This is a genomic window from Bradyrhizobium sp. CCBAU 45389 (assembly GCF_028128625.1).
Taxonomy (GTDB): domain Bacteria; phylum Pseudomonadota; class Alphaproteobacteria; order Rhizobiales; family Xanthobacteraceae; genus Bradyrhizobium; species Bradyrhizobium liaoningense_B.
This window is the reverse complement of record NZ_LBIY01000059.1, coordinates 1-10,055: the sequence shown is the minus strand read 5'-3', so window position 1 is coordinate 10,055 and position 10,055 is coordinate 1. Positions and strand designations below refer to the sequence as shown.

General features: G+C 57.3%; 11 protein-coding genes. 4 read left to right on the top strand and 7 right to left on the bottom strand.

Annotated features, from left to right (window positions below; translation table 11 throughout):
* Positions 1 to 174: 174 nt before the first annotated feature.
* Positions 175 to 489 carry a hypothetical protein gene (locus XH79_RS07425; RefSeq protein ID WP_036044803.1) on the bottom strand — a complete coding sequence of 105 codons (315 nt, stop codon included), beginning with the start codon at positions 487 to 489 and terminating at the stop codon, positions 175 to 177.
* Positions 490 to 944: 455 nt separating this feature from the next.
* On the opposite strand from XH79_RS07425, the gene XH79_RS07420 reads away from it, so the two are divergent.
* Positions 945 to 1,292: a hypothetical protein gene (locus tag XH79_RS07420; protein WP_036031556.1), complete on the top strand. Its 348-nt coding sequence runs from the start codon at positions 945 to 947 to the stop codon at positions 1,290 to 1,292.
* On the opposite strand, the gene XH79_RS43215 is transcribed toward XH79_RS07420, so the two are convergent.
* On the bottom strand, positions 1,261 to 1,830 hold the full coding sequence (locus XH79_RS43215) for a trehalose-6-phosphate synthase (protein ID WP_081493919.1): 570 nt from the start codon (positions 1,828 to 1,830) through the stop codon (positions 1,261 to 1,263). The genes XH79_RS07420 and XH79_RS43215 overlap by 32 nt on opposite strands.
* 610 nt (positions 1,831 to 2,440) lie before the next feature.
* On the opposite strand from XH79_RS43215, the gene XH79_RS07410 reads away from it, so the two are divergent.
* Positions 2,441 to 2,812: a hypothetical protein gene (locus XH79_RS07410; RefSeq protein WP_036044801.1), complete on the top strand. Its 372-nt coding sequence runs from the start codon at positions 2,441 to 2,443 to the stop codon at positions 2,810 to 2,812.
* 217 nt (positions 2,813 to 3,029) lie between these two features.
* Positions 3,030 to 3,239 carry a DUF2061 domain-containing protein gene (locus XH79_RS07405; protein ID WP_271581234.1) on the top strand — a complete coding sequence of 70 codons (210 nt, stop codon included), beginning with the start codon at positions 3,030 to 3,032 and terminating at the stop codon, positions 3,237 to 3,239.
* A gap of 67 nt (positions 3,240 to 3,306) precedes the next feature.
* Here the strand turns inward: XH79_RS07405 and XH79_RS07400 are convergent, their stop codons facing one another.
* From XH79_RS07400 to XH79_RS07380, 5 genes are all read right to left on the bottom strand, one after another.
* A complete protein-coding gene (locus XH79_RS07400; protein ID WP_271581233.1) occupies positions 3,307 to 3,984 on the bottom strand; it encodes a Crp/Fnr family transcriptional regulator in 678 nt (225 codons plus the stop codon).
* Between the two features lie 324 nt (positions 3,985 to 4,308).
* Positions 4,309 to 4,692: a hypothetical protein gene (locus XH79_RS07395; protein WP_271581232.1), complete on the bottom strand. Its 384-nt coding sequence runs from the start codon at positions 4,690 to 4,692 to the stop codon at positions 4,309 to 4,311.
* 508 nt (positions 4,693 to 5,200) lie between these two features.
* Complete coding sequence (gene groL / locus XH79_RS07390; RefSeq protein WP_271581231.1) at positions 5,201 to 6,841, bottom strand: chaperonin GroEL; 1,641 nt, start codon at positions 6,839 to 6,841, stop codon at positions 5,201 to 5,203.
* A gap of 141 nt (positions 6,842 to 6,982) precedes the next feature.
* On the bottom strand, positions 6,983 to 7,300 hold the full coding sequence (locus XH79_RS07385; RefSeq protein ID WP_271581230.1) for a co-chaperone GroES: 318 nt from the start codon (positions 7,298 to 7,300) through the stop codon (positions 6,983 to 6,985).
* Between the two features lie 103 nt (positions 7,301 to 7,403).
* Positions 7,404 to 7,664 carry a DUF1488 domain-containing protein gene (locus tag XH79_RS07380; RefSeq protein WP_081493776.1) on the bottom strand — a complete coding sequence of 87 codons (261 nt, stop codon included), beginning with the start codon at positions 7,662 to 7,664 and terminating at the stop codon, positions 7,404 to 7,406.
* Positions 7,665 to 8,568: 904 nt separating this feature from the next.
* On the opposite strand from XH79_RS07380, the gene XH79_RS07375 reads away from it, so the two are divergent.
* Entirely contained in the window at positions 8,569 to 8,769 is a 201-nt protein-coding gene (locus tag XH79_RS07375) for a hypothetical protein (protein WP_081493775.1), read from the top strand.
* Positions 8,770 to 10,055: the final 1,286 nt, after the last annotated feature.

The window sequence follows — 10,055 nt, the reverse complement described above, 5'->3', positions numbered from 1 at the left end:
GCGCAATCGCGTGAAGAGAATAATCGACTTTCGAACGAGAGTGGCGAACAAGAGCGACTGGGCCGTCAACGCCGTCCTGAACCACTTCTGGAGCAAGCTAAAGCCGCATGCGCAGCTTGAACGGTGTGGATGCAGTCCGCTATTCCCCGCTTATGGTGCCGCAGCCGCAATAACTCATTTCGACAGCGTGGACTTTGAATAGGCACTTGGCCGCACGTTGATCTTTGCAAGCTCGCGACGCTCGTCGTCCGACAACTGCCAATCCTCGCACTGACCGGAAAGATGCCGGAAAAGGTCATGCAACTTGCTTCGCGCAACCTTGACGATCTCAGTGTCGTCGAACTCGCGAGAGTTCAAGAAGATGGGCAACGTAAAGCTGGTTTCATCGCCTTCGAAATGGAATGTCAAACGAATGTCCTCGCCTCGTTCGTTCGGCTTGATCATTTCGATACGCGCGACATTTACCTTGAAGTTGCGATTGTCACCCAAGGCTCGCTTATTAATGGAACGATTGATCTTGGGAATCCTTAGTCCTCAGCGATCGAAGATTTATCTCCGAGAGCCAGGCCCACTGACCGGTCGACATTTTGCCCCAATGCCCGGCGGAAGGCTTAGCGGCCTCGGATGCCCCTCGCACCGAGGCCGTTGCCTTAATCGAGGTGCGCTTTGGTTGGACAACAAGCCGTCCTCGCCGCCAGAGCACTTATATACCCCGTCTATCGACTGATTGCACGACAGACCACACTACAATGCTTAGTCTGCGAGCCGCGGGGCAAACGCAATCAGAACCTGGGGGCACGTTACACAAGCCTTGGACGGGGCGCGGACAATCAGGCGGTGCGCCCCGCTTCGGGAGGGGGAACGTACCGAGCAAGCGAGCGCCGACTGACAGCAGGCCCGCATCTCGCCAGGAGGTTCGACTGGCCGTGAAAGGAGTGATTGGGATGATTATGCCAGCTAAAACTGAGGCGTCATATCCGACCGTCTTCGTTCTGGAGGTCGACGGTCAGCCGATTCTGGCGTTCAGAGCCGCGACCAGTCGTCAGGCCAGAGAATTCGGCAAGGAGGACCGGCTGCAGGAGGGTTTGAAGCGAATGATGATTGGACACAGACCGCTTTGGGATGGGAAGTCGCCGATCAGGGTGCGCCGCGCCGAGCCAGAAGAAGAGGTGTATTACGTTGACGCGAAAAAGGAGAATGCTGCGGGCAACCTGGTCTATCTGGTTCGGCGCGACAAGGAAGCGGATGCAAGTAATCCCGTCACGCGTGGATCATTTCCGCCCCGGAGATGATTTCGAAATAACACCTTACCGATGGACGGGAGCAAATTGTTGAAGAACGAGAATATCGAGACCTGCTGCACTGATGCCGCGTTCTAAGCGACCGCCAGTTAGCGGCTGTCGCCTCGAGGAAACTCTCGCCACGCAGTGATGTCATCGTGGCCTCCCAACGCTCAAGTCGTTCTCCTAGTGGCATTCCCAGCGCTGTCTGCAATGCTTCGGCGACTGCGTCGGGGTCATTGGATTGACGATCTCGGCAGTGTTGAGCTCGTAGGCCGCGCCGGCGAAGTTCGAGAGAACGATCACGCGGGGTCATCGGGTCCTGTGCGGCGACATACTCCTTGGCAACCAGGTTCATTCCGTCGCGCAACGTAGTGAGGAAAGCGAAGCGGCTGAGCCGAAAGAAACCAGCGAGCGAGCGCCGAGAAAAACTCCTGTTCAAGGCTTCTGACCTCGACTGCAATACGATCGGCCGTAGAGGCGTTAAACGGAAACGCCGCAATTCGGCGATATGCGCAATCTTCTTGTTCAACGCGATGAATTTTCGCACATGCTCTACCTAGGAGGCACACAAGTCTCTCAGTTCGCCAATGCCATCCATCGAGTTTGGCGGTACACAACAACGCGATCCGACCCATCGCTTGCAATTAGGGTACGGTTGAAGATGGTTGCGCTCCGCTCGGCGGCTCTTTTGCCAGGCGGGACGGCTGGACGCACGGCAAAGCCTATCTGCGCACTCCTTTGGCAATCTTATTTATGCCTGGGGCTCGTTATTCAGCCCTTTCTTCCCCATATCCAAGTCTAGCCTGGTCAGCCATCGAGATTGGCCGGAGTGCGCGGAGACTTCCAACGAAAGGGCTCTGCATATGTTCAAATCTCAGCAGCATCGCGCAAGATGCAACCGCGTCAGGCGAGCCCGTCAAGGGTTCGAGCAACGCTGAGGAAAGCCGTAAATTCAAGACCTGGCGGGCCGGCTTCGTCTTATTGACGGAGCACAGGCGCAACAATCAAGTCGGTCGCAACGAGCTGCCTTTAACAAAGGATCCGCCCAGCGATGCGAGATCGGGCGCTGTCGCTCTGTCGCGATGGGAGAACGAGGGAGGCTCAGTCCGCGACGAACCGCCGATGCGAGTAAACGCGGAAAAGCAGGAGGAATCGTGATGTCACTTACACAATTTAGCGTCGATGACAGCGCCCATAGCATGGATGGGCTACGGCTTTTTGCTCAGGATGGAACTGAACGCGTCGAGGCGTTCGTAGGCCGCAAAGTGATGGACGTCTGGGCCGAATCCGTCGAGCACCATGGCGGACGGCAAAGTCTGTTCCGCGATCAATACAATGCGCTTGGCAAGCTGAATCTTGCGGCGATCCAACGGATTGTGAGCGCAAAATACCAGCGAGGAGCCGCGTTCAACCGGCAACATCCTTTTATCGAGGTTCTATTCTCGGACATTACGGAAAGTGGCGAGGCTTTAGATCTAAGTGAGCTCGTGCGAGAGGTTTTGCCGCCGGCATTTCATAGGCTGACTTGAGATATGCATCACGATAATGCCGCGAAAAAAAGTCGCCGGACAAGACTCGGTCGTGATAGCCAGGCCCTCAAGGAGGATAGCTCGCCCACGATTCGATTCCCGCCCCGAAGCAGCATCAGCTACAGCCTGCCTTTGCGGGGATAGCCGACATGATCGAGCGCAGGAGGGACGGGAGGGACGGATGTTCATTCGGACACGAGAGTCCCATTTTCGCTCCATGGTCAAAGCTGTCAGCTGGAGGATCACCGGTAGCTTCGACACCTTCGTACTGAGTTTCATCTTCACCGGTAGCGTCAAGGTTGCAGGTTCGATCGCCGATGCTGAGGCCGTCACTAAAATGATCCTCTACTATCTGCACGAAAGAGCCTGGTCCGTCATCCGCTGGGACCAACAAGGACAAACGGGCGGCGGGTCCAGTTCGTCCTGATCCGCTATTCAAGTGGGCGGATATCACGCGGTTGGCCCGGCGATCGGTCATACGCTCGACTTCGTGGTCAGTCCTTCCGGTCTATCTCAGATTTGTCGCGCAGAACCGCGTTCAGAAGCGAGCTATGAACCTCGATCTTTCCATTGTAGCTGATGAAGCCGAGCTTACGGAACTTGTTCATGAAGAAGCTAACCCGTGATCGGGTTGCACCGATCATTTCGGCCAGCGTTTCCTGGCTGATATTGACGCCAATTGGCTGCGAGCTGGATTCCTTGCCGAAATTTGCCAGCAGAAGCAACAGGCGCGCCAAGCGCTTCTCGCTCGAATTGAAGAGTTGGTCAATCAAGTCTTCTTCAATCCGGCTGTTGCGCGCGAGCAAATACGCCATGAACAACTGAGAGAACTTCGGCTTGCCTTCGAGCGCTGCAATCATTGCCGTCTTCGATATTCTCGTTATGACACAGGCCTCCATTGCCGTAGTAGTGGCAATACGCAATGGATGACCATTGATGCAGCCCTCGCCAAAGAATTGTCCCGGCTCCAGAATCCCGACGACGGCTTCCTTCCCTTGGTCCGAAACGACCGTTAGCTTGATCTTTCCCTCTTGAATGTAGAATACCGCGTCCGCGACATCTCCCTGCGCGAACACGTTCCGACCTTTGCCAAATTTCAAGATCGATTTTCCGGCCCCGACCTTGGCAAGGAAGGCTTTGGGTTCAAACAAGTCCTTCGCCGTTTTCACCAAGGCAGGACTTTCGTTCGTTGGACCGTTAACGCTGTCACACTACCACAATTAGAAAAGGATGTTAACCTGGAGGAAGGCGCGTGGGGTGCGGCAATTTGGGAACTGAAATGACAAGAGGAAGCGTTCGACTCGACGTGGACTTCACGGATTTCGGCGTCCTCGAGTTGTTTGTTCAAAGTCGATGCGAGAGTTTTAGGGATTGACCATCTCGCGACAACTGTCTGGTCAGCCTTGCAAGACTCCCCTTCCACTGCGCGAGATGCAGACATATCGAGGGGCTGGCGCGTCTATGCGCAGATTTCCGCCGCGCGCGGACTTGCTTGATTATCCGCGCAGTTCCACAGCCTTGTTGCTACCAAGCGCTTCGGCACAGGCTCTAGCAACGGCTGAGTTTGGCTCAGTGCTTCCCGGCATCGTAGCCCAACCGCCTTTTTCGACGAATTTGCTCTGGTCCCATGAATAGGTCGTCTTCTTCATTTCGACCAGATTCGCCGATGCATCGGCGGCTTGTCGAAATTTCTCAACGCAGATCGGTGTGAGAGCTGCCACGACAGCCGTCGCAGCACTATTCTTCGCGAGCGTCTCGGCGGTCCCACCTGTCACCCAGCCGCCCCAGCTGAAACCCACGATTGCCAGAGCAATTGCTCCGGCCAAGGCTCCCCACAGTGCCGGCCGCACGGCAGCTTTTGTCTCCTTAGAGATTTCCATGATTTTCACCTTGCTTGGAGGTACGTGCTTCACCGTTAAGGAGGGTAGACACGTCCAGTGATTGGCGTCTGTACCAAATTGCTCACCTTCGGGATGGCCTGATACGCCGTTCGCTGCAGTCTGGCGCCAGGGCCCTACAGCCAGCATCTGCGCCGCGATGCTCCTGGAGATACATGAGATCCTCTGCCTTTCGCAGTTGAGCGCGGGCGGCGCAATATCGTTTCAGGTGTTCCTTTTGGAACAGACTGCGACGTCTCTTCCGGATTTATTCCACGCATTGTCTGACTTGAAATATATTACAGATCAGCCCGGCCCCTCGTGGCCGGGCTTTTCGCTTGGGCGCCTCGGCAAGAGATAAAAAGCTTCCTTGGAAGAGTTCGCCGGACTGCGAGCTACGCAGGCGAGTCTCAACTTACGTGCCCTTCCTTTTGAGCTTCATTCTGCCTCCCGAAAATCGGTCCATCCTTTCTCTTGCTCTTGTCTGCAGTTCGGCCATGAGCGGGTTGACTTAGAAATCCATACCACCCATGCCGCCGCCACCTGCAGGCACGCCGCCGCCTGCGTTCCTCTTCGGCACCTCGGCCACCATGGCTTCAGTGGTGATCAAGAGAGCCGCGACCGAGGCCGCGTTCTGGATCGCCACGCGAACCACCTTGGTCGGATCGATGATGCCCTTCTTGACGAGGTCGGCATATTCGCCGGTCTGGGAGTCGAAGCCGTAAGCGTAGGTCTTGTTCTCCAGGATCTTGCCGACGATCACCGAGCCATCTTCGCCGGCGTTGATCGCGATCTGGCGGGCCGGCGCGGACAGCGCCTTGCGCACGATCTCGACGCCGGTCTTCTGGTCGTCGTTCTTGGTGCGGATCCCCTTCAGCTGTTCGGAAGCACGGAGCAGGGCGACGCCGCCGCCCGGTACGATGCCTTCTTCCACAGCCGCACGGGTCGCATGCATCGCGTCATCAACGCGATCCTTGCGCTCCTTCACCTCGACCTCGGTCGCGCCGCCAACTCGGATCACCGCGACGCCGCCGGCGAGCTTGGCCAGACGCTCCTGGAGCTTCTCACGGTCGTAGTCCGAGGTGGTCTCCTCGATCTGCGCCTTGATCTGGGTCACGCGCGCTTCGATGTCGGCCTTCTTGCCGGCGCCGTTGACGATCGTGGTGTTCTCCTTGTCGATCATCACCTTCTTGGCGCGACCGAGCATGTTGAGCGTGACGTTCTCGAGCTTGATGCCGAGGTCTTCCGAGATCGCCTGGCCGCCGGTCAGGATCGCGATGTCCTGCAGCATGGCCTTGCGGCGATCGCCGAAGCCCGGAGCCTTGACGGCAGCGACCTTCAGGCCGCCACGGAGCCGGTTCACGACCAGGGTCGCGAGCGCTTCGCCCTCGACGTCCTCGGCGACGATGACCAGCGGCTTGCCGGTCTGCACCACGGCCTCGAGCAGCGGCAGCAGCTCGTTCAGCGAGGAGAGCTTCTTCTCGTTGATGAGGATATAGGCGTCGTCCATTTCAACGCGCATCTTGTCGGAGTTGGTGACGAAGTAGGGCGAGATGTAGCCGCGGTCGAACTGCATGCCCTCGACGACCTCGAGTTCCGTCTCGAGCGATTTGGCTTCTTCAACCGTGATGACGCCCTCGTTGCCGACCTTCTTCATGGCGTCGGCGAGGAACTTGCCGATCTCGGCATCGCCGTTGGCCGAGATGGTGCCGACCTGGGCGATCTCGTCGTTCGAGGTGACCTTCTTGGAGTTCTTGACGAGATCGGCGACCACGGAGTCCACTGCCAAGTCGATACCGCGCTTGAGGTCCATCGGATTCATGCCCGCGGCAACCGCCTTGGCGCCTTCGCGCACGATGGCTGCGGCCAGCACGGTCGCGGTGGTGGTACCGTCGCCCGCTGCGTCGGCCGCCTTCGAGGCCACTTCGCGCACCATCTGCGCGCCCATGTTCTCGAACTTCTCTTCGAGCTCGATCTCCTTGGCGACGGTGACGCCGTCCTTGGTGATGCGGGGAGCGCCGAACGACTTGTCGAGCACGACGTTGCGGCCCTTAGGACCGAGCGTCACCTTTACCGCGTTGTTGAGAATTTCGACACCGCGCAACATGCGGTCGCGGGCATCGACGCCGAATTTGACTTCTTTGGCTGACATAGTGATCTCCGTTTTCAACTGGTCAGATCCCAAAGACCGCGCAACTGGCGAGCTCTTGAGGGATGAGATTTGAATTGCGGGCCTCATCCTTCGAGAACCCGGCCACGCCGAATCCCCAGGGTAAGGAAAACTGGCTGGCGCTTACGCGACCTTCTTCTTGGCGGCCGGCAGATCCGTGAGAACGCCCATAATGTCGCTCTCCTTCATGATCAACAGCTCCTGGCCGTCGATCGTGACCTCGGTTCCCGACCACTTGCCGAACAGCACGCGATCGCCGACCTGCACGTCGATCGGGATCAGCTTGCCGGCTTCGTCGTGGCCACCGGGGCCGACGGCGATGGCTTCGCCCTGGGAGGGCTTCTCTTTGGCAGTGTCCGGAATGAAGATGCCGCCAGTGGTCTTGACTTCGGCCTCTATGCGCTTGACCACGACGCGGTCATGGAGCGGACGGAATTTCATGCAACCCTCCCCGGCTTTTGTAAATATTTCTGGATTGGAAGTCGTAATGAACTACGTGCCGTAAACAAAGTCCTCCGCGTCCATTAAGACGTGAGTCTTCATTTCAAAAATTAGCGGCGACCAGATCGTAAGAACCCCTGCTGCCGCGGACGTACACACTGGCAGCGGCGGCACATATCACATCACGATTGGAATCGAATGCGTTCAGGAAACCCGATTCATCGCGGTGAGCGTTGGGTTCAAGTCGCCTCAGCGCGTCTTCCTCTATGAAAAACGATGCCTCTAGCGCGCTATCGTATCCCCAAAAACGCACGGCATGGCGCGTTCGGTCATATGAACGACTATAGTTTGGAAACTCAATCACGGTTGGATCCGATCAAGTTTGCGCAACGGGAAGAGCTGAAAGTGGTCCGGCCGCGCTAACCCGTAAATGGCTACTCTAGAATCGGATTACAACCTGCTCACGACAATAAAGTTGCGACCGGCCTCGTTATTCGGCGGGGCGTCACCATGTTCCTCATATCAGCGCGTCCCCTGGCTATTGTCGGTGACTGAGAGTGTTGCGCTCCCGCCGTTTTAAAAAGGCGGTCCCAAATGTCGAATACCGATAGATTCAATGTTCGTGAGTGGCTCGTACCTCCGGTATTGCTGCCGATCTTTTTCGGGCTGTTGATCGTCGCTGCAATAGCTATTCAGTGGTAGTCACCCTCGGCGGACCCGCGCCATCGGCTCAAGCAAACAGCTAGTCGGCTCCGATGAAATGACTAACGAGCCGAATGTCAGGGCCGTGGCAGTTGGTGCGATCAGGTATGACCGTCACGCGTACTGCGCTCAATCCAAACAGGTGGGCAGCGCGCAGGCTTGTCCACAACTGACCTTCCCGGGTCGGATGTGACTCACAACAGACCTCGGATCGGACCGTCGAGTTCGGGAGAGTCCTGGAGTTGCCAATCTGTCCTGAGGCGCTAGGAGGTGCCGGCCTGTTTCCGATCCTAATGGCCGGTTTTGAAAACTGGCACCGGTCTGTTTTGATTTCTTAACTTTTCCGAGGTGAGCAAAATTGACCAGCAACCTCACACGCTCTTCTCATTTAGGGGACAGTTGATCTACAGGGTATAGCTGATCGCCTCCAACGCTTATTTGTCGGCCGCCCCCTGTTTTGGTCGCGGAGGAGTATCCATATTAAAGCTATCGCCGCCCGGCCCATGGCATTTATCGGTGACTGAGAGCCTTACGCTCCCGCCTTCCGTCAAATAAGGAAGCGCGCTATGCAGGCACGAAATCGTTTCAAGCAATCTACCTCGCTTTATCAACGCCTAAACGAAGAAGCGCAACGTCGTCGCAAGATGGCAAAAAGCGCTCATCCTGGCATCGAGCGCGAACGATTGCTTCGCAGGGCACGACAGGCCGAGAATGCCTCCGACATCGACGAGTGGCTTTCATCTCCCGGCTTGCGAGCACCGACATGAGAGGCCACTACCGCTCTCATGTGCTTGTTCGCATAGGAAGATAGCCGGCTTCCGTAAGCGATGGTCGAATAAGTCCGAGACGACATTCAAAGCGGCGCTCAACTACTTCAGCAAACTGTGACAGAAGTGCCGCCCGAGCAATACGAGTGCAAACCAGTGCTGCACACGCCACCTTTGATCGCACCTTATGCGAAGCCGTATCTATCGTTGTGCTCAGCATGACTTTGCCAATCCCTTCACCGTCGATCATCCTCAGCGCCAACTCAATGTTTCGCGTGCTGCCACTTATGCCCGAGTGCAATGTAAGGCTTCGTGCGCGAATACTGTGCCAGAATCTAAGAACGATGCGCCGGAGCTCGCGTTGAGGCACGTCCCATAGAGGAGGCAATCATGCAAGGACAATGCGTAGTAGCAGTATACAACTCCCGCAACGATGCGGAGCAAGCATACTGTGCTGTGGTCGGCTCAGGAGTTCCCAGCAGACCAGCCGGATCGACCTCGTTTCTGAAGACGAGGACAGCGCGCGCAAGAGCGCCCAGCAGTTTGTTGACGGACACGCTGTCGAGCTATGGCGGGGCAACGAGAAGATAGAGCGGTTCGAGCCACCGCCGCGCGCGCGACCCTGAAAGGACTTGGCTCACCGGCCCGTCGTGGTAACCTAGTCAAATGCCGCCGTCGCCAACTACGCGCATGCCAAGCGTTCTCCGACAGCTAGAAGCATCCGCACGCACACAGGCGGCGTTGGCCTCCGATCCGCGTGCGCGGGAGGCGCTCCTAGAGATCGCCGAGGAATACCGGATTCGCGCAGAAAACGAGGAATGCGCGCACTAACCTGTGATTGCCACCCACCCTCTAACCCAATCCAAAATCGGGCAGTTAAGGCTCGCAGGCTTCGCGGCGGAGACATTCGTGCCCCGCGGCGGTCAGGGAGGGCCCGATCTGTTTCTATCTTCTTCTCGAACGCTACAATGAGCTGATCGAGCGCCGATTAACGCAAGCCTCTGAGCTCGCAGAAGCGATCGTTGTGTCACGCGAGCTTCTTGCTCGCGTCGACCGCTTTGCTGCAACAGCCGCCGCTCAAGCCTCGTCTTTTGGACGCACACGATCCGAAGAGCGATGAACTCCCTTGAAGGGAGCGGACGATAGCAATAGCCCAAGCCCTATGGTGGGGTTGCCGCTCGCAAGCGGACAAGATCTATACGGACAATGCCATTGGTGCCGTGCTAGCGTTTCGGCATCACCGCAAGGCCAGTAGAATATATCGGTGTCTGAGAGCGGATATACGC

What these genes read in the sequence shown, in the direction of transcription:
- XH79_RS07420 (WP_036031556.1), top strand. Translation starts at nt 945, where the DNA reads ATGATTATGCCAGCTAAAACTGAGGCGTCATATCCGACCGTCTTCGTT.
- XH79_RS07410 (WP_036044801.1), top strand. Translation starts at nt 2,441, where the DNA reads ATGTCACTTACACAATTTAGCGTCGATGACAGCGCCCATAGCATGGAT.
- XH79_RS07405 (WP_271581234.1), top strand. Translation starts at nt 3,030, where the DNA reads ATGGTCAAAGCTGTCAGCTGGAGGATCACCGGTAGCTTCGACACCTTC.
- XH79_RS07395 (WP_271581232.1), bottom strand. Translation starts at nt 4,692, where the DNA reads ATGGAAATCTCTAAGGAGACAAAAGCTGCCGTGCGGCCGGCACTGTGG.
- groL (WP_271581231.1), bottom strand. Translation starts at nt 6,841, where the DNA reads ATGTCAGCCAAAGAAGTCAAATTCGGCGTCGATGCCCGCGACCGCATG.
- XH79_RS07385 (WP_271581230.1), bottom strand. Translation starts at nt 7,300, where the DNA reads ATGAAATTCCGTCCGCTCCATGACCGCGTCGTGGTCAAGCGCATAGAG.
- XH79_RS07375 (WP_081493775.1), top strand. Translation starts at nt 8,569, where the DNA reads ATGCAGGCACGAAATCGTTTCAAGCAATCTACCTCGCTTTATCAACGC.